The organism is Streptomyces sp. NBC_00335 (genome assembly GCF_036127095.1).
Taxonomy (GTDB): Bacteria; Actinomycetota; Actinomycetes; order Streptomycetales; family Streptomycetaceae; genus Streptomyces.
In genome coordinates this window covers 76,342-99,883 of the sequence record NZ_CP108007.1, presented here as the reverse complement: position 1 = coordinate 99,883, position 23,542 = coordinate 76,342, and the positions used below count along the sequence as shown (strand labels likewise).

The 23,542-nt window shown below is 72.8% G+C and carries 2 protein-coding genes and 1 pseudogene; all 3 read right to left on the bottom strand.

Annotated features, from left to right (window positions below; translation table 11 throughout):
* Window positions 1-89: 89 nt before the first annotated feature.
* Window positions 90-3,173 (bottom strand): annotated as a pseudogene (locus OHA37_RS39890) (type I polyketide synthase); the annotation flags it as partial.
* Between the two features lie 48 nt (window positions 3,174-3,221).
* Window positions 3,222-8,651: a type I polyketide synthase gene (locus tag OHA37_RS39885; RefSeq protein ID WP_266914331.1), complete on the bottom strand. Its 5,430-nt coding sequence runs from the start codon at window positions 8,649-8,651 to the stop codon at window positions 3,222-3,224.
* A gap of 41 nt (window positions 8,652-8,692) precedes the next feature.
* Window positions 8,693-23,461, bottom strand: a complete 14,769-nt coding sequence (locus OHA37_RS39880; protein WP_266914329.1) for a type I polyketide synthase — start codon at window positions 23,459-23,461, stop codon at window positions 8,693-8,695.
* Window positions 23,462-23,542: the final 81 nt, after the last annotated feature.

Below are 23,542 nucleotides of genomic sequence, written 5' to 3'. Positions count from 1 at the left end.
TCGGGTGTGCGTGTGATCGGGGTGGCGGGGGCCCGCGGGGACGGGGGCGGCTTCCGGGGTCAGGCGGCGTCGGCCGTCAGCAGCTCCAGCAGGTACTCGGCGATGTAGCCCGGCGTCGGGTAGTCGAAGAGCAGCATCGGGTTGAGGGCCAGGCCGGTCGTCTCGACCAGGCGGTTGCGCAGCTCGACCGCGCTCAGGGAGTTGAAGCCCACCTCGAAGAGGGGGCTCTCCTCGTCCAGCTCGTCCTCGAAGGGCTCGTCGGTGTTCTGTTCGGCGCGGGCGGTCTCCGCCTCGGCGACGACCAGGTCGGTGAGCAGGGTGAGCCGCTCCTCCTCGGAGAGGCCTTCGAGGCGGCTCAGCAGCGCCTGCTTGGCGAGCTCGCCCCCGTCGGTGTCCGTGGTCGCGGTCTCGGGGGCGGTGATGGTTTCGGTCATGACGGTTCCGGCCTCCAGCCAGTAGTTGCGGCGCTGGAAGGCGTACGTCGGGAGGTCCACCCGGCGTCCTCCCGGGAAGAGCGCCGTCCAGTCGATGGAAATGCCCCGTGCGAAGAGCCCGCCGAGCGCGCTCACCAGGCTCTGCGCCTCGGGGATGTCGCCCCGCAGGGCGGGGATGAAAGCGGTGGTGTCGGTGTCGCCGGTCAGGCAGCCCGGGCCCATCGCGGAGAGGACCCCGGTGGGCCCGAGCTCCAGGAAGGTGGTGGCGCCGCGGCTCTGGAGCGTGCGCAGGCCGTCCTTGAAGCGGACCGCCTCGCGCACGTGCCGCACCCAGTAGTCGGGCGAGGTCAGTTCTTCGGTGGCCGCGAGGTCACCGGTGAGGTTGGAGACCACAGGGATGGCGGGTGCGTGGTAGGTCAGCCCGGCCGCGACCTCTCGGAACTCCGCGAGCATCGGGTCCATCAGGGGCGAGTGGAAGGCGTGGCTGACCAGCAGCCGCTTCACCCGGCGGCCCAGCAGTGAGAAGTGGGTGCTGACGTCGTCGGCCGCGGCGGCCGTCCCGGAGATCACCACCGAGGTGGGCCCGTTGACGGCGGCGATGGCGACGCCCGGTACCAGGCGCGCGACGACCTCTTCCTCGGTCCCCTGGATCGCGATCATCGCCCCGCCGGCCGGCAGGGCCTGCATCAGACGGCCACGAGCCGCCACAAGGCGCGCCGCATCCGGAAGACTCCACACACCTGCCACATGGGCCGCGACCAACTCTCCGATGGAATGCCCGGCGAGGAAGTGGGGGCGGACCCCCCGGGATTCCGCCAGGCGGTACAGGGCCGTCTCGATCGCGAACAGCGCGGGCTGGGTGAACTCGGTGCGGTTCACCTCGGCCGCGTCCGCGGCCTCGAAGACGACCTCCTTCAGCGGCTTCGCCAGGTGCTTGTCCAGTTCGGCCGCGACCGCGTCGAACGCCTCGGCGAACACCGGGTACGTCTCGTACAGTTCCCTGCCCATGCCCGGGCGCTGGGCGCCCTGGCCCGTGAAGAGGACCGCGAGCCTGCCCTTGGCACGGTTGCCGCGGACGATTCCGGGAGCCGTCGCCGCGGTCGCGCCCTCGGCGATCGCCCGCAGCTGCTGACGGAGGGTTTCCGGGTCTTCGGCGACGACCACGGCGCGCTTGTCGAAGGCGCCGCGGGTCAGTGCGAGGGAGTGGCCGACGTCGTACGGGTCGAGGTCCGCCGGGGCCGAGTCGAGGAAGGCGTCGAGGCGGCCGGCTTGGTCGCGCAGCGCCTCCTCGGTCCTGGCGGAGAGCGGCCAGGCCACCGGGCCGGCGGCGCGCACCGGGGTGGTGCCGTCGGCAACGGGCGCGGGGGCGGACGCGGCCTCTTCGAGGAGCACGTGGGCGTTGGTGCCGCTGATCCCGAAGGAGGAGACGCCGGCACGGCGCGGACGGTCCTCGCGGCGCGGCCACGGGCGGGCCTCGGTGAGCAGCTCGACGGCGCCCGAGGTCCAGTCGACCGCGGGGCTGGGCTGCTCGATGTGGAGGGTCTTGGGGATCTCCTCGTTCTGGAGGGCCATGACCATCTTGATGACGCCGGCGACACCGGCCGCGGCCTGGGCGTGCCCGATGTTGGACTTCAGGGAGCCGAGCCACAGCGGGTCGCGCTCGCCGCGGTTCTGCCCGTAGGTGGCCAGGATGGCCTGGGCCTCGATCGGGTCGCCGAGGACCGTGCCCGTACCGTGCGCCTCGACGGTGTCCACGTCCGCCGTGGTGAGGCGGGCATTGGCCAGTGCCTGGCGGATCACCCGCTCCTGAGACGGACCGTTGGGCGCCGTGAGCCCGTTGGAGGCTCCGTCCTGATTGACGGCGGAGCCACGGACCACCGCGAGCACCGGGTGCCCGTTGCGGCGGGCGTCCGAAAGCCGCTCCAGCAGCAGGACTCCGGCGCCCTCGGCCCAGTTGGTGCCGTCGGCGGAGGAGGAGAAGGCCTTGATGCGGCCGTCGGTGGCGAGGGCGCGCTGGCTGGAGAACCCGACGAACGCGTCGGGGGTGGCCATGACGGCCACGCCTGCGGCCAGCGCCATCGAGCACTCGCCGCCCCGCAGGGCCTGCACGGCCATGTGGAGGGTGACCAGGGAGGAGGAGCAGGCGGTGTCGACGGTCACCGAAGGACCGGTCAGGTCGTAGAGGTAGGAGACCCGCCCCGAGAACACGCTGCCGGACTTGCCGAGGCCCAGGAAGCCGTCGACTCCCTCGGGGAGCTTCTGCACCGCGTTGGCGTAGTCGTGGTACATGAGGCCGGCGAACACGCCGGTGTCGGTGCCGCGGACGGTCTGCGGGTCGATGCCGGCCCGCTCGAAGGCCTCCCAGACCAGCTCCAGGAGGATCCGCTGCTGCGGATCGGTGCCGAGCGCCTCGCGCTCGGAGATGCCGAAGAAGGAGGCGTCGAACTCGCCTGCGCCGTGCAGGAGCCCGGCTTCCTTCACGTAGGTGGTGCCCGGGTTGCCGGGGACCGGGTGGTAGACGTCGTCCAGGTCCCAGCCCCGGTTCGCGGGGAAGGCCGAGACCGCGTCGCGGCCGCCGGACACCAGGTCCCACAGCTCCTCGGGCGAGGCGACCTCGCCGGGCAGCCGGCAGGACATCGCCACGATCGCGATGGGCTCGTTGGCGGCGCCCGTGATGCGCTCGTTCTCCTGGCGCAGCCGCTCGTTCTCGGTGAGGGACGCGCGCAGGGCGGCGACGAGCTTTTCGTCGGAAACAGTCATGATCTTCTCTCCCGGTACGAGACCGAATCAGTTGGTCGGAGTGGCCAGTGCGCGCGCCACGAGGCTCTCCACGTCCATGCCGGCGATCAGGTCGACCTCCGCCTGGTCCGCCGCTCGTGTGCCGGCGGGGTCGGACTCCGCGGCGGCGAGCCCTTCGTCGGTCTCCGGGAGCAGGGCGCTCTGGAGCCGCTTGGCGAGGGCGTTGGGCGTCGGGTGGTCGAAGACGAGGGTGACGGGCAGCCTGATGCCGGTGGCCGCCGCCAGCTGGTTGCGCAGCTCGACCGCTGTGAGCGAGTCGAAGCCCAGGTCCTTGAAGGCCTGGTCGCCCTCCACCTGGTCCGCGCCGGCCAGGCCCAGGACGGCGGCCGCCTGCGCGCCGACGAGGTCCAGGAGCACCTGGAGCCGCTCGGCGCCGGGCAGCGCCGTCAGCTTCTCCAGGAGCGACTCCCCCGCGGGTGCGGCGGCCGCCTGTGCGGCGCGCCGTGAGGGGCGGACCAGTGCCCGCAGGACCGGGGGCACGGGCGTGCCCGCGGTACGGGCGCCCAGCGCGGCGAGGTCGAACCGGGCGGGGACCAGCACCGGGTGCGGCGAGCGCAGCGAGGCGTCGAAGAGGGCCATGCCCTCTTCGGCGCTCAGCGTCCGCATCCCGGTGCGGGCCATCCGCTCCTGGTCGCTCTGCGCGAGGGTGTCCTGCATGCCGCCCGACTGCTCCCACACGCCCCAGGCGAGCGAGGTGGCCGGGAGGCCCGCCTCGGCCCGGTGCCGGGCGAGGGCGTCGAGGTAGGCGTTGGCCGAGGCGTAGTTGCCCTGGCCCGCGCTGCCGACCGTACCGGCGATGGAGGAGTAGAGGACGAAGGCGGCGAGGTCGAGGCCGAGGGTGAGCTCGTGGAGGTTCCAGGCCGCGTCCACCTTGGGACGGAACACCTTCTCCAGCCGCTCCGGACTCAGCGCGGAGATCACCCCGTCGTCCAGCACACCCGCCGTGTGCACCACGGCCGTCAGCGGATGCTCTACCGGTACGGAGGCCAGCAGAGCGGCCAGCGCGTCCCGATCGGCCGCGTCACACGCCTCGATACGAACCTCGGCACCCAGCGCCACCAGCTCCTCACGGAGCTCGACGGCACCCTCCGCCGCCAGACCACGACGGCTCGTCAGGATCAGCCGCCTCACCCCGTGCACACGCACCAGATGACGCGCGGCCAGCCGGCCCAGCGTCCCCGTACCACCCGTGATCAGCGCCGTCCCCGCACGGTCCAGGGGCCGCTGCCGTTCGGCGGTGTCGGCGGAGGCGCGGACCAGCCGGGGCGCGGTGACCGCGTGGTCCCGGATGACCAGCTGGGGCTCGCCCGAGAGGGTCGCGGCCCGGGCCATCTCGCGCGGCTCCGCGCTCTCGTCGGCGTCCACGAGCACGTACTGCTCGGGGTTCTCCGACTGGGCGGAGCGGACCAGGCCCCCTATCGCGGCGGCCGCGGGGTCGGTGGCCCCGGCGACGGCGCCGCGGGTGCGCAGCACCAGCTTCGACGACTCGAGCTCGGGCGTGGCAGCCCAGGTCTGGAGCAGGTCCAGCGCACGGGCGGTCAGTTCAAGGGCCCGCGCGGGCCCGGCAGCCGCGTCCGCCCCGGTGAGGTCGGCGATGACGGCCGGGGGTACGGCCGCCCCTGCCCGCAGGGCTGCGACGAGCGCGCCGAGATCGGCGTGGTCGTCGCCCAGGACGACGGGGGCGCTCTCCCCGGAGCCGCCGGCTACGGCGACCGCCACCTGGTCCACCCGGAACAGCGCGTCGTGCAGGGCACCCTGGACCGGGGCGAAGGCTCCCGGCACGAAGGGCCGGGTGACGAGGGTGCCGACGGCGGCCACGGGGGCGCCGGTGTGGTCGGCGAGCTCCAGCGTGAGGCCGTCGGTGCCGGACCGGGCCGCGCGAACCCGCAGGGCGGAGGCGCCGGAGGCGTAGAGCGCGACGTCGTTCCAGGCGAACGGCAGCCGCAGTGCGCCTTCCTCGGCGTCCCCGCCCGTGGGGGTGAACGAGCCGGCCTGGAGGGCCGCGTCGAGGAGGGCCGGGTGGATGCCGAAGCCTTCCACCGTCACGCCCTCGGGCAGCGCCACCTCGGCGTAGACCTCGCCCTGCTCCTCGTTCGTCCAGACGGACCGCAGTCCCTGGAAGACCGGGCCGTACTCCAGCCCGGCTTCCGCCCGGCCGGTGTAGTAGCCGTCGAGGTTCACGGCCTCGGCGCCGGCCGGCGGCCAGACCGCGAAGTCGAAGGCCGGGGCCTCGTCCTGCTTGGCCAGGAAGCCGCTGACGTGCCGGGCCCAGGGGGTCTCCGGGTGCGCGTCCTGCGCCACCGAGTACAGGGCGACCGGGCGGCGGCCCAGGTCGTCGGGGGCCGAGACCGCGACCTGGATCCGTACGCCGCCGTTCTCGGGCAGAGTGAGCGGCGCCTCGATGACGATTTCCTCGATGACGCTCGTTCCGGCCTCGTCGCCGGCCCGGACGACCAGTTCGACCAGAGCGGCACCCGGTACGAGGATCGTGCCGGACACCACGTGGTCGGCCAGCCAGGGCTGGGTACGGACCGACAGCAGACCGGTACCGAGCACACCACCCGTTCCGGGCAGCGGCACCCAGGCACCGACCAGGGCGTGATCGGCCCCGGCGAGACCCAGCGAGACGGCGTCCCCGCCGGTGTCGAGCGGGCGCAGCCAGTACCAGTCGCGCTGGAAGGCGTACGTCGGCAGTTCCACCCGGCGGCCGCCCGCGGCGAGCGCGGCGAGGTCGGTGGGGGTTCCGGTGGCGAACAGCCGGCCCAGAGCGGCGATGGCGGTGCGCGCCTCGGAGACGCCGGTGCGCAGGAACGGGACGAACACCGGGTCGGTGTCCTCGGCCGCGGATTCCGCGCCCATGGCGGTGAGCACGCCGCCGGGGCCGAGCTCGAGGAAGGTGGTGACGCCCTGCTCTTGGAGGGCGGCGATACCGTCGGCGAAGCGGACGGCATCGCGGACGTGCCGCACCCAGTACTCCGGAGACAGCAGCTCCTCGGTCCCGGCGACCTTGCCCGTCACGTTGGAGACCACAGGAATCCGGGGCGCGTTGTAAGTCAGACCCGCCGCGATCTCGCGGAACTCCGCCAGCATCGGGTCCATCAGCAGCGAATGGAAAGCATGACTGACCACCAGCCGCTTCGTCTTACGACCCAGCCCGGTGAAGTGGCCGGCCACCTGCTCGGCCGCAGCCTCCTCACCGGAAACCACCACCGACGACGGACCGTTGATCGCGGCGATACCGACACCATCGACCAGGTGCGGAAGAACCTCCGCCTCCGTCGCCTGGACCGCGATCATCGCGCCACCCGAAGGCAACGCCTGCATCAAACGACCACGCGCCGCCACCAAACGCGCCGCATCCGCCAGCGACCACACCCCCGCCACATGCGCGGCAGCCAGCTCACCAATCGAATGCCCCGCCACGAAATCCGGACGCACACCCCACGACTCCGCCAGACGGAACAACGCCACCTCAACCGCGAAGAGAGCCGGCTGCGTGAACTCCGTCCGATTCAAATCCGCATCGTCCGCAGCCTCGAACACCACCCCCTTCAACGACCGGTCCAGATGCCGATCCAACTCCGCCACCACAGCATCAAAAGCTTCGGCAAACACCGGGAAAGACCCGTACAACTCACGGCCCATACCCAACCGCTGCGCACCCTGACCCGTGAACAACACCGCCAGACGACCCGACGAGGCCACCGACCCGGCCGTGTTCCCCTCGGCGACGGCCCGCAGACCAGCGATCGCCTCGACAGCACCGTCCGCGACCACCACCGCCCGATGCTCCAGCGCCGCACGCGTCGCCACCAGCGAATACGCGATGTCCTCGGCCCGGACCGCATCCTGAGCCCGGGCCTCAAGGTGATCGGCGAGCTTGCCCGCCTGCGCCTTCAGCGCCTGCGCCGACTTCGCCGACACCACGAACGGCAACGGACCCGCCACGGCCGGGGTCATGGGCTCGGGGGCCGCCTCGGCAGGAGCCTCCTCGATGACCACATGAGCGTTGGTGCCGCTCACCCCGAACGACGACACACCAGCCCGCCGCGCACGATCCTCCCGACGCGGCCACCCACGCGCCTCGGTGAGCAGCTCGACGGCGCCGGCGTCCCAGTCGACCTTGGGGGTCGGTTCCTCGATGTGCAGGGTCTTCGGCAGCACCCCGTGGCGCATGGCCTCGACCATCTTGATGACACCGGCGACACCGGCGGCCGACTGGGCGTGCCCGATGTTGGACTTCAGCGAGCCCAGCCACAGCGGCTGGTCCTCGGGCCGGTCCTGGCCGTACGTGGCGATGATCGCCTGGGCTTCGATCGGGTCGCCGAGCGCGGTGCCGGTGCCGTGCGCCTCGACCGCGTCCACGTCGGAGGCGGTCAGGCGGCCGTTGGCGAGGGCCTGGCGGATCACCCGCTGCTGCGCGGGGCCGTTGGGGGCGGTCAGGCCGTTGGAGGCTCCGTCCTGATTGACGGCGGAGCCGCGGACCACCGCGAGCACCGGGTGCCCGTTGCGACGGGCATCCGAAAGCCGCTCCAGCAGGAGCAGGCCCGCGCCCTCTGACCAGTTGGTGCCGTCGGCTCCGGCCGCGAAGGCCTTCGCGCGGCCGTCCCTGGCGAGTCCGCGCTGCCGGGAGAACTCCACGAACCCGTCGGGGGTCGCCATCACGGCGACACCGCCGGCCAGGGCCATCGAGCACTCGCCGGTGCGCAGCGACTGGGTGGCCAGGTGAATGGCGACGAGGGAGGAGGAGCAAGCCGTCTCCACCGTCACCGCGGGGCCCTCCAGGCCGAGGGTGTAGGAGACGCGGCCGGAGGTGGCGCTGCCGGAGTTGCCGATGCCGAGCATGCCCTCGACGGACGGCGGTATCCGCCCGCCCATGGGGGCGTAGTCGTGGTGCATGACGCCGGCGAAGATGCCGATGTCGCTCCCCCGCAGGCCGGTCGGGTCGATGCCGGCGTGCTCGAAGGTCTCCCAGGAGGTCTCCAGCAGGAGCCGCTGCTGCGGGTTCATGGAGAGGGCCTCGCGGGGCGAGATGCCGAAGAACGCGGCGTCGAACTCGCCGGCGTCGTGCAGGAACCCTCCGTGCCGGACGTACGAGGTGCCGGTGTGGTCGGGGTCCTCGTCGTGCAGCGCGGCGGTGTCCCAGCCGCGGTTCTCGGGGAACTCGGTGATGGCGTCGGTGCCTTCGGCGACCAGCCGCCACAGCTCCTCGGGCGAGGACACCCCGCCGGGAAGCTTGCAACCCATGCCCACGATGGCGATGGGCTCGGACCGCTCGGCCTCGACCTCGCGGAGCCGGCCGTTGGCCTTGCGCAGGTCGTTGACCGCCTTCTTGAGGTACTCGCGGAGCTTGTCCTCGTTGGTGCCGGAGGAGGCCGCCGCGCCCACGGAGCCGCCTGTGCTCGCAGTGCTGCTCATATGTCTGTCTGTCCCTTCGAATTCTGTGGAGTGCCGTCCGTTCAGGACAGACCGAGCTCGCTGTCGAGGAGTGCGAACATCTCGTCGTCGGTGACCGTGTCGAGGTCGGGTCCGGCGTCCTCGCCGGCGGGGAGGCCGTGCAGGCTCTCCCACTGGGCGCTGAGGGCCTGCAGGCGACCGGCCACCTGCGCCTGGAGGTCCCGGTCCGCGGAGGGTGCGGCGATCGCCCTTTCGAGGCGGTCGAGCTCCTCCAGGACGGAGTAGCCGCCGGTGGGCGCCTCCTCCACCGTGAGCTGCTCCTGGAGCAGCTGGACCAGGGCGGTGGGCGTCGGGTAGTCGAAGACGAGGGTGGCGGGCAGCCGTACGCCGGTCGCCTCGGTGAGGCGGTTGCGGAACTCGACCGCGGTGAGCGAGTCGAAGCCGGCGTCCTTGAAGGCACGCGTCACGTCCACCGTGGCGGGGTTGGTGACGCCGAGCACGGCCGCCACCTGGACGCGGACCAGGTCGAGCAGGAGCTGTGCCCGCTCCTGTTCCGTACGTCCGGCGAGGCGCTGGGCGAGGGTCTCGCCGGTCGGGACCGCGGCCTTGGCGGCGCGGCGGGCCGGTCGGACCAGGCCGTGCAGGATGGGCTGGACGCCCGTACCGGCGGCCTGGGCGCGCAGTTCCGCGAGGTCGAGCTTGGCCGGCATCAGGGCGGCTTCGCCGGAGTGGAGGGCCGCGTCGAAGAGGGCGAGCCCCTCCGTGTTCGGCAGGCCCAGCATGCCGCCGCGGCGGCCCCGTTCGATGTCGGCGTCGTCGAGGTGGGCGGTCATCCCGGTGGCTTCGGCCCACAGGCCCCAGGCCAGGGAGACGGCGGCCTTCCCGGTGTCCTTGCGGTACTGGGCGAGGCCGTCGAGGTAGGCGTTGGCCGAGGCGTAGTTGCCCTGGCCGGGGGTTCCGAAGACGCCGGCCGCCGAGGAGTAGAGGACGAAGGCGGCGAGGTCGAGGTCCCGGGTGAGCTCGTGGAGGTTCCAGGCCGCGTCCACCTTGGGACGGAACACCTTCTCCAGCCGCTCCGGACTCAGCGCGGAGATCACCCCGTCGTCCAGGACACCGGCCGTGTGCACCACGGCCGTCAGCGGATGCTCGACCGGTACGGAGGCCAGCAGAGCGGCCAGCGCGTCCCGATCGGCCGCGTCACACGCCTCGATACGAACCTCGGCACCCAGCGCCGCCAGCTCCTCGCGGAGCTCGACGGCACCTTCCGCTCCGAGGCCTCGGCGTCCCACCAGCAGCAGGTGCTTGACCTGGTGGGACGTGACGAGGTGACGGGCGAGCAGCGTACCGAGCGTGCCGGTGCCGCCGGTGACGAGGACGGTGCCCTGCGGGTCCAGTACGGAACCGGTGTCTTCGGCGCGCGGTTCGCGGGCCAGGCGCGGCGCGGTGGCCGCGCCGCGGCGCAGTGCCAGCTGCGGTTCGCCGGAGGCGACCGCCGCGGACAGCAGGTTCTCGGAGTCCCGGTCCAGGTCGACCAGGACGATGCGGTCCGGGTTCTCCGCCTGTGCGGAGCGGACCAGACCCCAGACCGCGGTGGCGGCCGGGTCGGTGACGTCGCGGACGGCTCCGCCGGTCGCGACGACCAGCTTGGCCCCGTCGAGCAGTGACTCGGCGGACCAGGCCTGCAGCACCGCGAGCACCCGGGCGGCCAGGGCGTGGGAGCGGGCGGCGCCCGTCCCCCCGGTGACGGTCCTGGTGTCGAGGAGGATCACCTCCGGAGCCGGGGTGCCGGAGGCCACGGCCTCGGCCAGAGCCCGGACGCAGGCGGCCTCGGAGACCAGCTCGAAGGCGGTCCGGCCGGTCTGCGGCAGGGTCACCGCGGCCCAGTCGGTCCGGTACAGCGATTCGTGGCTCTGGCCGCCGGCCGCGCCGAGCTGCCGGGTGGACACCGCCCGCATGGCGAGGGTGCCGATGGCGGCCACGGGCGCGCCGGTGTGGTCGGCGAGCTCCAGCGTGAGGCCGTCGGTGCCGGAGCGGGCCGCGCGGACCCGCAGGGCGGAGGCGCCGGAGGCGTAGAGCGCGACCTCGTTCCAGGCGAACGGCAGCCGGGTCGTGCCCTCTTCGGTCTCGCCGGTGCCGAGGAAGCTGGTGGTCTGCAGGGCCGCGTCGAGCAGGGCCGGGTGCAGGCCGAAGCCGTCGGCCTTCTGGCCGTCCGGGAGGACGACCTCGGCGTAGACCTCGTCGCCCTTGGTCCAGACGGACTGGACCCCTTGGAAGGCCGGTCCGTAGGTGTAGCCGGCGGCGAGCTGGCGCTCGTAGAAGTCGGAGACGTCCGCGGCCTCGGCGCCGGCCGGCGGCCAGACCCCGAAGTCGAAGGCCGGGGCCTCGTCCTGCTTGGCCAGGAAGCCGCTGACGTGCCGGATCCACGGCTCCTCGGGGTTCGCGTCCTGGGCCGCCGAGTAGACGGCGACCGGGCGGCGGCCCAGGTCGTCGAGGGCCGACACCGCGACCTGGATCCGTACGCCGCCCTTCTCGGGCAGCACCAGCGGGGCTTCGATGACGAGTTCGTCGATGACGCTCGTACCGGCCTCGTCACCGGCCCGGACGACCAGTTCGACCAGAGCGGCACCCGGTACGAGGATCGTGCCGGACACCACGTGGTCGGCCAGCCAGGGCTGGGTACGGACCGACAGCAGACCGGTACCGAGCACACCACCCGTTGCGGGCAGCGGCACCCAGGCACCGACCAGGGCGTGATCGGCCCCGGCGAGACCCAGCGAGGCCGCGTCGACCGTGCCGCCCCAGACCTCGGGCCAGTACCAGTCGTGCTGGAAGGCGTACGTCGGCAGTTCCACGCGGCGGGCGTCGGCGGCCAGCGCGGCGAGGGCCGGCTTCCAGTCGACGGCGCGGCCGGCGGTGTGGAGCTTGCCGAGGGCGGTCAGCGCGGCATCGGTCTCGGAGCGGCCGCGGCGCTGGAGGGTGGCGAGCTGGACGTCGGCGCCGTCCAGGATCTCCTGGGCGAGGGCCGTGAGAACCCCGTCCGGTCCGGCTTCGAGGAAGGTGGTCACGCCCTGCTCGTGCAGGGTGTGGATGCCGTCGGCGAAGCGGACGGCCTCGCGGACGTGCCGCACCCAGTACTCGGGCGAGAGCAGTTCCTCCGTGGCGGCGAGCTTGCCCGTCAGGGTGGAGACGACCGGGATGCGAGGCGCGTTGTAAGTCAGGCCCGCGGCGATCTCGCGGAACTCCGCGAGCATCGGGTCCATCAGCAGCGAATGGAAAGCGTGGCTGACCACCAGCCGCTTCGTCTTACGACCCAGTCCGGTGAAGTGGCCGGCGACCTCCTCGGCCGCGTCAGCCTCACCGGACACGACCACGGAGGCCGGACCGTTGATCGCGGCGATACCGACACCATCGACCAGGTGCGGAAGGACCTCCGCCTCCGTCGCCTGGACCGCGATCATCGCGCCACCCGAAGGCAACGCCTGCATCAAACGACCACGCGCCGCCACCAAACGCGCCGCATCCGCCAGCGACCACACCCCCGCCACATGCGCGGCAGCCAGCTCACCAATCGAATGCCCCGCCACGAAATCCGGACGCACACCCCACGACTCCGCCAGACGGAACAACGCCACCTCAACCGCGAAGAGAGCCGGCTGCGTGAACTCCGTCCGATTCAGATCCGCATCGTCCGCAGCCTCGAACACCACCCCCTTCAACGACCGGTCCAGATGCCGGTCCAACTCCGCCACCACAGCATCAAACGCTTCGGCGAACACCGGGAAAGACCCGTACAACTCACGGCCCATACCCAACCGCTGCGCACCCTGACCCGTGAACAACACCGCCAGACGACCGCCCGAGACGGAGGCGACGTCATCGCCGTCGGCCAGCGCCCGCAGGCTCGCTGCCGCGTCCTGCGCGCCGGCGGCGACGACCACGGCGCGGTGCTCCAGCGCCGCACGGCTCGTCACCAGGGAGTACGCGATGTCCTCGGCACGGACCGCGTCCTGGTCCCGGGCCTCTAGGTGGTCGGCGAGCTTGTGCGCCTGCGCCCTCAGCGCCTGCGCCGACTTCGCCGACACCACGAACGGCAACGGACCCGAGAAGGCCGGGGCCATGGGCTCGGGGGCCGCCTCGGCGGGCGCCTCCTCGATGACCACGTGGGCGTTGGTGCCGCTGACCCCGAAGGAGGAGACGCCGACGCGACGCGGACGCTCCGAGCGCGGCCAGGCGCGCGCCTCGGTCAGGAGCTCCACCGCACCCGACTCCCAGTCGACCTTGGGGGTCGGGGCGTCCACGTGCAGCGTCTTGGGCAGCAGGTCGTTCTGCAGCGCCATGACCATCTTGATGATGCTGGCGACGCCGGCCGCGCCTTGCGAGTGGCCCATGTTGGACTTCAGCGAGCCGAGCCACAGCGGGTCCAGCTCCCCGCGGTTCTGACCGTAGGTGGCCAGGATGGCCTGGGCCTCGATCGGGTCGCCGAGCGCGGTGCCGGTGCCGTGCGCCTCGACCGCGTCCACGTCCTGCGGGGTCAGGCCGCCGTTGGCGAGGGCCTGCTGGATGACGCGCTGCTGCGCGGGGCCGTTCGGGGCCGTGAGCCCGTTGGAGGCTCCGTCCTGGTTGACGGCGGAGCCGCGGACCACCGCGAGCACCGGGTGCCCGTTGCGGCGGGCGTCCGACAGCTTCTCCACCAGGAGTACGCCCACGCCCTCGGCCCAGGCGGTGCCGTCGGCACCGGCCGAGAAGGCCTTGACCTTGCCGTCACGGGCCAGCCCGCGCTGGCGGGAGAACTCCACGTAGGTGTCCGGGGTCGCCATGACCATCGCGCCGCTGGCCAGGGCCATCGTGCATTCGCCGGTCCGCAGGGCCTGGACGGCCATGTGCAGGGCCACCAGGGAGGAGGAGCAGGCCGTGTCGATGCTGAGCGAGGGCCCTTCCAGGCCGAGCGTGTAGGAGACGCGGCCGGAGGCCACGCTGCCCGCGGTGCCGGTCAGGCGCAGGCCCTGGAGTTCTGCGGGGGCCTGCTGCAGCCGGACGGTGTAGTCGTGGCTGATGATGCCGGTGAAGACGCCGGTGTCGCTGCCGCGGAGCTCGGCCGGGTCGATGCCGGCGCGCTCCAGGGTCTCCCAGGAGGTCTCCAGCAGCAGCCGCTGCTGCGGGTCCATCGCGAGGGCCTCGCGCGGCGAGATCCCGAAGAAGCCCGCGTCGAACTCGCCGACGTCGTGGAGGAAGGCGCCCCGGTCGACGTACACCTTGTCGATGGCTTCCGGGTCCGGGTCGAAGAGGTTGTCCAGGTCCCAGCCGCGGTTGTCGGGGAAGCCGCCCATGGCGTCGACGCCGTCGGCGACCAACTGCCACAGGCCCTCGGGGCTGGTGACGCCCGCCGGGAAGCGGCAGGCCATGGACACGATGACGATCGGGTCGTCGTCCCCGTCGGCGGTGGCGGAGGTGGTGACCTCCTGGGCGGTGATCACCGGCTGGTCGCCGAGACCCAGTTCGGTACGGAGGTGGCGGGCCAGGGCCAGCGGTGTCGGGTAGTCGAAGACCACGGTCGCCGACAGCCGGACGCCGGAGGCGGCGGACAGCCTGTTGCGCAGTTCGACGGAGGTCAGCGAGTCGAAGCCGGCGTCCTTGAAAGCACGCTCGCCGTCGACGGTGTGCGCGCCGGAGTGGCCGAGCACGGTCGCCGCCTGCCCGCGGACCAGTTCCAGCAGGAGGCGTTCCTGCTCCTCCAGCGGCAGTCCGGTGAGCTCCTGCACGAGGGAACCCGCGGGCACCGCGCCGGCCTTGGCCGCCTGGCGGGTCCGGCGGACCAGGCCCTGCAGGAGTACGGGGACCGGGTCGTCGGCGGACCGGGCGCGGAGGGCCGGGAGGTCCAGCCGGGCCGGGACGAGAGCGCCTTCGGCGGAGTCCAGTGCGGCATCGAAGAGCGCGTTGCCGATCTCGGCGGTGATGCCGAGCATGCCGTCGCGCTTGTTGCGCTGAAGGGCGGCTCCGTCGAGGCTCTCCGTCATGGTGCTGGTCTCGGACCAGAAGCCCCAGGCCAGCGAGGTGGCGGTGAGTCCGAGGTCCCGGCGGTGGCGGGCGAGGCCGTCGAGGAAGCCGTTGGCGGCCGCGTAGTTGCCCTGGCCGGGGTTTCCGAAGACGTTCGCGGCGGAGGAGTAGAGGACGAAGGCGGCGAGGTCGAGGTCCCGGGTGAGCTCGTGGAGGTTCCAGGCCGCGTCCACCTTGGGACGGAACACCTTCTCCAGCCGCTCCGGACTCAGAGCGGAGATCACCCCGTCGTCCAGCACACCCGCCGTGTGCACCACGGCCGTCAGCGGATGCTCGACCGGTACGGAGGCCAGCAGAGCGGCCAGCGCGTCCCGATCGGCCGCGTCACACGCCTCGATACGAACCTCGGCACCCAGCGCCACCAGCTCCTCACGGAGCTCGACGGCACCCTCCGCCGCCAGACCACGACGGCTCGTCAGTATCAACCGCCTCACCCCGTGCACACGCACCAGATGACGCGCGGCCAGCCGGCCCAGCGTCCCCGTACCACCCGTGATCAGCGCCGTCCCCGCACGGTCCAGGGCGCGCGGGACGGTGAGGGCCACCTTGCCGATGTGGCGGGCCTGGCTGACGAAACGGAAGGCCTCCGGGGCCTTGCGGACGTCCCACACCTTGACCGGCAGCGGCTTGAGGGAGCCCGCCTCGAAGAGGTCGACCAGTTCGGAGAGGATCTCCTGGACCCGGTCCGGTCCCGCCTCGACCAGGTCGAACGCCTGGTAGGCGACGCCCGGGTGGGCGGCGGCGACCTCCTGCGGCTCGCGGATGTCGGTCTTGCCCATCTCCAGGAACCGGCCGCCGCGCGGGAGCAGTTCGAGGGAGGCGTCGACGAACTCGTGGGCGAGTGCGTCGAGGACCACGTCCACGCCCCGGCCGTCGGTGGCGGCGAGGAAGCGCTCCTTGAACTCCAGGGTGCGGGAGTTGCCGAGGTGCGCCTCGTCCAGGCCGCCTGCCCGCAGGGCGTCCCACTTGCCGGGGCTGGCGGTGCCGAAGACCTCGGCACCGAAGTGGCGGGCGAGCTGGACGGCGGCCATGCCCACGCCACCGGCGGCGGCGTGCACGAGCACGCTCTCGCCGGCGCTGAGCCCGGCCCGGTCGAACAGGCCGTAGAAGGCGGTGGTGAAGACGATCGGGACGGTGGCGGCCTGCTCGTAGGTCCAGCCGGCCGGGATCCGTACCAGGTGGCGGTGGTCGGCCAGGGCCTGCGGGCCGAAGCCGTCGCGCAGCAGGCCCATCACGCGGTCGCCGGGGGCGAGGGAGGTGACGCCGGGACCGGTCTCCAGGACCACGCCGGCGCCTTCCCCGCCGAAGTGGGCCTTGCCCGGGTACATGCCGAGCGCGATGAGGACGTCGCGGAAGTTCAGGCCCGCGGCGCGGACCGCGATGCGGACCTGGCCCTCGACGAGCGGCTCGTCCAGCTCGGGGCTGTGCAGCAGCGCCAGGTTCTCCAGGGTGCCGGCGGCGGTGACGTCCAGGTGCCAGGTGTCCGTGTCCGCGGGGACGGGCAGTACGCCACCGCCGCCGGCGCGGGCGAGCCGGGGCACGGTGGCGAGGCCGGCGCGCAGGGCGAGCTGTGGTTCGCCGGTGGCGAGGGCCGCGGCGAGCACGGCGCGCGAGGCCGGGTCCTCGTCGAGGGCGACGAGGACGATGGAGTCGGGGTTCTCGGACTGCGCGGAGCGCACCAGGCCCCAGACGGCGGAGGCGGCGGCGTCCGCGACGGGGTCGCGGGTGAGCACGGCGAGGCGGACGTCCTCGGCGGTCCGGTCCTGGAGGGCGGCGAGCGCCCGGGCCGTCAGCTCGCGGACCCCTTCGGGGCCGGCGGCGACGGGCTCGGAGATGTCCGCGAGGACGAAGCCGGTGAGGTCTTCGGCGCCGGCTCCGGGCAGCTCCAGCGGGGTCCACTCCACCTGGAAGAGGGAGTCGTGGAGCGGGGTGCGGACCGTGCCCAGCTGGTCGGTGGAGACGGGGCGCAGCACCATGGAGCCGATGGTGGCGACCGGCGCACCGGTCTGGTCGGCCAGTTCCAGTGCGACCCCGTTGGAGCCGGCGGGGACGGCGCGGACGCGCAGCGCGGAGGCGCCGGAGGCGTGTACGGCGACCTCGTTCCAGGCGAAGGGGAGCCTGGTCTGCCCGGCGTCGGCTTCCTGGCCGGGGCAGAAGGTGCTGGACTGCAGGGCGGCGTCGAGCAGGGCGGGGTGCAGGCCGAAGCGTTCGGCTTCGCCTCCGTCGGGCAGGACGATCTCGGCGAAGACCTCCTCGCCGCGCCGCCAGGCGTGCCGTACGCCCTGGAAGACCGGGCCGTACTCCAGTCCGGCGGCGGCCCGCCCCTCGTAGAAGCCGTCGAGGTCGATCTTCTCCACGCCGGCCGGGGGCCAGGAGGTGAAGTCGAACTCCTGGGCCGCGGGGGTGTTCTCGGAGAGGGTGCCGGTGACGTGGCGGGTCCAGGGGAATTCGGGTGCGGCGTCCTGAGCGGCCGAGTAGAGGCTGACGGCGCGCCGTCCGTCGACGGCGCCCGCGACGACGACCTGGATGCGGACGCCGCCCTTCTCGGGCAGGACGAGCGGGGTCTCGATGACGAGTTCGTCGAGGAGGTTCGCGCCGACCTCGTCGCCGGCCCGTACGACCAGTTCGACCAGGGCGGCGCCGGGTACGAGGATCGTGCCGGAGACGGCGTGGTCGGCGAGCCAGGGCTGGGTGCGGACGGACAGCAGACCGGTGGCGAGGACGCCGCCGGAGTCGGGGAGACGGGTCACCGCGCCGAGCAGCGGGTGCTCGGCGCCGGCGAGGCCCGCGCCCGAGACGTCGCCGGCGCCTGCCCCGGCAGCCTCTTCGAGCCAGAAGCGCTCGCGCTGGAAGGCGTACGTGGGCAGTTCCACGCGGCGGGCGCCGGTGGCGGCGAACACGGAGTCCCAGTCGAGGGTGACGCCGGCGGTGTGCAGCGCGCCGAGGGCGGTCAGTGCCGTACCGGTCTCGGAGCGGCCGCGGCGCTGGAGGGTGGCGAGCTGGACGTCGGCGCCGTCCAGGATCTCCTGGGCGAGGGCCGTGAGGACCCCGTCCGGTCCGGCCTCCAGGAAGGTGGTCACGCCCTGCTCCTGGAGGGCGGAGATGCCGTCGGCGAAGCGGACGGCATCGCGGACGTGCCGCACCCAGTACTCCGGAGACAGCAGCTCCTCGGTCCCGGCGACCTTGCCCGTCACGTTGGAGACCACAGGAATCCGGGGCGCGTTGTAAGTCAGACCCGCGGCGATCTCGCGGAACTCCGCGAGCATCGGGTCCATCAGCAGCGAATGGAAAGCATGACTGACCACCAGCCGCTTCGTCTTACGACCCAGCCCGGTGAAGTGGCCGGCCACCTGCTCGGCCGCAGCCTCCTCACCGGAAACCACCACCGACGACGGACCGTTGATCGCGGCGATACCGACACCATCGACCAGGTGCGGAAGAACCTCCGCCTCCGTCGCCTGGACCGCGATCATCGCGCCACCCGAAGGCAACGCCTGCATCAAACGACCACGCGCCGCCACCAAACGCGCCGCATCCGCCAGCGACCACACCCCCGCCACATGCGCGGCAGCCAGCTCACCAATCGAATGCCCCGCCACGAAATCCGGACGCACACCCCACGACTCCGCCAGACGGAACAACGCCACCTCAACCGCGAAGAGAGCCGGCTGCGTGAACTCCGTCCGGTTCAGATCCGCATCGTCCGCAGCCTCGAACACCACCCCCTTCAACGACCGGTCCAGATGCCGGTCCAACTCCGCCACCACAGCATCAAAGGCTTCGGCGAACACCGGGAAAGACCCGTACAACTCACGGCCCATACCCAACCGCTGCGCACCCTGACCCGTGAACAACACCGCCAGACGACCCGACGAGGCCACCGACCCGGCCGTGCTCCCCTCGGCGACGGCGCGCAGACCAGCGATCGCCTCGACGGCACCGTCCGCGACCACCACCGCCCGATGCTCCAGCGCCGCACGCGTCGCCACCAGGGAGTACGCGATGTCCTCGGCCCGGACCGCGTCCTGGTCCCGGGCCTCAAGGTGGTCGGCGAGCTTGTGCGCCTGCGCCCTCAGCGCCTGCGCCGACTTCGCCGACACCACGAACGGCAACGGACCCGAGAAGCCCGTGGCCCGCTCGACGGGCTCCTCCGCGGGAGCCTCCTCGATCACCACATGAGCGTTGGTGCCGCTCACCCCGAACGACGACACACCAGCCCGCCGCGCACGATCCTCACGCCGCGGCCACCCACGCGCCTCGGTCAGCAACTCCACCGCGCCCGCGGACCACTCGACGTGCGGGGTGGGCTCGTCTATGTGGAGGGTCTTGGGGATCTCCTCGTTCTGGAGGGCCATGACCATCTTGATGACGCCGGCGACGCCGGCCGACGACTGGGCGTGCCCGATGTTGGACTTCAGGGAGCCGAGCCACAGCGGGTCGCGCTCGCCGCGGTTCTGCCCGTAGGTGGCCAGGATGGCCTGGGCTTCGATCGGGTCGCCGAGGACCGTGCCCGTACCGTGCGCCTCGACGGTGTCCACGTCCGCCGTGGTGAGGCGGGCATTGGCCAGTGCCTGGCGGATCACCCGCTCCTGAGACGGGCCGTTGGGCGCCGTCAGGCCATTAGAGGCTCCGTCCTGATTGACGGCGGAGCCGCGGACCACCGCGAGCACCGGGTGCCCGTTGCGGCGGGCATCCGAAAGCCGCTCCAGCAGGACGACGGCGACGCCCTCGGCCCAGGCGGTGCCGTCGGCGCCCGAGGAGAAGGCCTTCGCGCGGCCGTCCTCGGCGAGTCCGCGCTGCCGGGAGAACTCCACGAACACGCCCGGGGTCGCCATCACGGCGGCGCCGCCCGCGAGCGCCATGGAGCATTCGCCCTGGCGCAGCGACTGGGTGGCGAGGTGCAGGGCGACCAGGGAAGAGGAGCAGGCGGTGTCGACGGTGACGGCCGGACCCTCCAGACCGAGGGTGTAGGAGACGCGGCCGGAGGCCACGCTGCCCGCGGTGCCGATTCCGAGGTAGCCCTCGGTGCCTTCGGGAACCTGCTGGATGTTGCTCGCGTAGTCGTGGTGCATCACGCCGCTGAACACGCCGATGTGGGAACCGCCGAGCGAGGTGGGGTCGATGCCGGCGCGCTCGACGGTCTCCCAGGAGGTCTCCAGCAGGAGCCGCTGCTGCGGGTCCATGGCGATGGCCTCGCGGGGCGAGATCCCGAAGAACGCGGCGTCGAAGTCGGCCACCTCCGGCAGGAAGCCGCCGTGCCGGGTGTACGAGGTGCCCGGGTTGGCGGGGTCCGGGTGGTAGAGGCGTTCCAGGTCCCAGCCGCGGTTGTCGGGGAACTCGGTGACGGCGTCGGTGCCTTCGGCGACCAGCCGCCACAGCTCCTCGGGCGAGGACACCCCGCCGGGAAGCTTGCAACCCATGCCCACGATGGCGATGGGCTCGTCGGAGACCGTCGGCTCGGGGTAGTCCACGGCGGGCTCGCCGGCAGCGCTGCCGAACAGCCGCTTGCGCAGGTACGCGGCGACGGCCGCGGGCTTGGGGTGGTCGAAGGCCAGGGTGACCGGGAGCCGGAGGCCCGACTCCTCGGTGAGGCGGTTGCGCAGCTCGACAGCGGTGGCCGAGGTGAAGCCGAGCTCCTTGAAGCTGCGGCTGGTGTCGAAGGAGGTCAGCCCGGTGATGGTGCGGACCTGCGCGGCGACGAGTTCGGTCAGGAGCCGGTCCTGCTCGGCCTCCGAGATGCCCTCGAAGCGGGCCTTGAAGGCCTGTGAGTGGTCCTCGTCGGGGGCCGCGGCCGCCCGTCGCGGAGTGTCGATCAGGTCGGCCAGCAGCGCCGGGACCTCCCCTTCGGGCAGGGCCGAGGTGTCGGGGCGTACGGCGGTCAGCTGCGCCTGCGCGACCGTGTGCGCGGCGTCGAACATGGCCAGGGTCTCCTGCGTGGACAGCATGCCGGCACCCGTGGGCCAGGCGTGGCCGGGGGCGCTGGCGGCGGCGCCGTCCCAGGGGCCCAGCGCGAAGGAGAGCGCGGGCAGGCCCAGCGCGTGGCGGTGGCCGGCGATCGCGTCGAGGCCGGCGGCGGCCGCCGCGGCGGCGCCGTGGCCGGGGGTGCCGAGGATGCCGTCGGCCGTGGGGACCAGGATGAACGTCGCGAGCGTGGAGTCCTTGGTGAGCTCGTGCAGGTTCACTGCACCCTGGAGCGCGAGGTGGCGTCCCTGGGCGCTGCCGAGGTCCTCCCGGCCCGCGGTGTGCACGACGGCGGTGAGCGGATGCGCGGTCTTGGCGAGGAGCTTGGTGAGCGCCTTGCGGTCGGCGACGTCGCAGGCCTCCAGGCGGATCTCGGCGCCTGCGCGGGCCAGTTCGGCCTGCAGGGCGGCGGCGGCCGGGTCGTTGCGGCCGCCCTTGCTGACCAGGAGCACCCGGCGGGCGTCGTACACCTCGACGAGGTGGCGGGCGATGCTCTCGGCTGCGAGGCCGTCGGCGCCGGTCAGCAGGACGGTGCCGGTGACGTCGGGGACCGAGGTCCCGCCGGTGGACCGGCTGCCCGCGGCCGAGGCGGAGGCCCGTACGAGCCGGGGGCGGAGCACGACACCGTCGCGGATCGCGGACTGCGGCTCCTGCGAGGCGAAGGCGGCGCAGAGGGCGGCGGCGGTGCGGGGGTCGTCGAGCTCCTCGTCGGCGCCGAGGTCGGTCAGCAGGAACCGGTCCGGGTGCTCGGCCTGGTAGGAGCGGACCAGGCCCCAGACGGCGGCGTGGGCCATCCCGTCCAGGTCGTCGTCGGGTCCGGTGGCGACGGCGTCGCAGGTGGCGATGACGAGCGGCACCAGGGCGGTGCGCTCCTCGGCCAGCCAGCCGTCCAGGCCGCGGGCCACCCGCCCCACGAGGGCCTCGACCGCGTCGGCGCGGCGGGGGCCGGCGCTCTCGTCGGTCTCGCCGAGCAGCAGCAGCGCGACGTCGGGGGCGGCGGCGCCCTCGGCGAGCCCCTCGACGAGCGAGTCGAGGGCGTCGACACCGGCGAGGCCGTCCACGTCGGCGAGGCCCGCGAGGCCGCCGAGCGCGAGGTGGGTGTCGACGGTGTTGCCGAGGTCCTCCAGGGCGCCGGTCAGGCCGCTGCCGTAGATGTCGCCGGCCGCGGCCCAGTGGCCCGGGACCACCTGCGGGGCGGACACGGACGGCAGGGGCAGCCAGTCGGTGCGGAAGAGCGATTCGTAGCGGCCGTCGCCCGAGGCGCGCAGTCGGGCGGGGCGCTCCAGCAGGACGTGGCGCATGATCTTCCCGGAGGCGGTCCGCGGGATGCGGTCGATCTCGTAGAGCTCCTCGGGGATCTTGTAGTACGCCAGGTGCTCGCGGCAGGCGTCGAAGAGGCGCTCCAGGTCGAGTCCCTGGGGGCCCGGGACGAGGAAGGCCACCGGGACCTCCCCGAGCACCCGGTGCGCCTTGCCCGCGACGGCGACGTCGGCGACGCCCGGCACCCCGCGCAGCACTTCCTCGACCTCGCCCGGGTGGATGTTCTCGCCGCCCCGGATGACCAGTTCCTTGATGCGGCCGGTCACGGTGAAGTAGCCCTGCTCGTCGCGGCGGGCGAGGTCGCCGGTGCGGAACCAGCCGTCGGTGACGGCGGCGGCGGTGGCCTCGGGCTGGTTGTGGTAGCCGACCATGACGCTGGCGCCCTTGACCCAGACCTCGCCCTCCTCGCCGGTGGCGACGTCCGCACCGGTCTCGGGGTGGACCAGGCGTACGCCGAGGCCGGGGACGGGGAGGCCGCAGGAACCCTCGACCCGGGCGCCGGTGGGCCAGTTGATGGTGATGGAACCGCAGGTCTCGGTCGAGCCGTAGGCGTCGAGCAGCGGGGCCCCGAAGACCTCTTCGAAGGACCGGCGCAGCTCGGCCGTGGTGATGGCGCCGCCGACCAGGCACATGCGCAGATCGGGGGCACTGAACCCGCGCTCCTTGGCGGCCTGGACGAGGTAGTGGTACATCGTCGGCACACCGGCGAGGAACGTGGCCTTCTCTTCCTTGACGGCGTCGAGGATCTCGTCGGAGGAGAAGCCGTCGACGAGGCGGGCGGTGGCTCCGACGGCGGTGACGGTGAGCACGCAGACGATGTGCGCGAGGCTGTGGAAGAGCGGCAGGGGCCAGACGACCCGGTCCTGCTCGGTCATGCCGGGGATCGGCGCGTAGCAGGCGGCCACGGACGTCAGGCAGTTGCGCTGGGTGGAGAGGACGCCCTTGGGCTTGCCGGTGGTGCCCGAGGTGTAGAGCATCCAGGCGACGTCGTCGAGCCCGAGGTCGTCGCGGGCGGGCTCGGCGGGCTCGGTGGCGGCCAGCACGTCGTAGGAGACGGTGCCCGCGGGGGCCCCGGCCGGGATCCCCTCGTCGCCGGTGACGATCACCCGGATGTGCGGGCGGTCCTGGAGGAGGCGGGCGACGAGCTCGATCCGGGAGGGCTCGGTGATGACGACGCGGGCGCCGCTGTCCTCCAGCAGGTAGGAGAGCTCGGACTCGGTGAGGCGGGGGTTGAGCGGCACGCCCACGCCGGCTGCCCGGGTGATCGCGAGGTAGCTTTCGACGAATTCCACGCTGTTGCCGTGCAGGATCGCGGCCCGGTCACCCGGCTGCAGACGCAGGCCGGCGAGATGGCCGGCCAGTCTGCGGGTGCGTGCCTCCAGTTCGGCATGGCTCACGCTCCGCCGCGCATCGCGGTAGGCGGCCTTGGCCCCGAAGCGATCGGCGTTCGCCCTCAGCAGCTCGGGCAGCGGCCGGATCAATTCGGTTCGCAGCATGGCGGACACCCTTCGTCAATAGAAACTCGCGATGCGGAGGTAAACAGCCTCACATTCACAGCCGCCGACGGCACCACTATC

What these genes read in the sequence shown, in the direction of transcription:
- OHA37_RS39885 (WP_266914331.1), bottom strand. Translation starts at nt 8,651, where the DNA reads ATGAGCAGCACTGCGAGCACAGGCGGCTCCGTGGGCGCGGCGGCCTCC.
- OHA37_RS39880 (WP_266914329.1), bottom strand. Translation starts at nt 23,461, where the DNA reads ATGCTGCGAACCGAATTGATCCGGCCGCTGCCCGAGCTGCTGAGGGCG.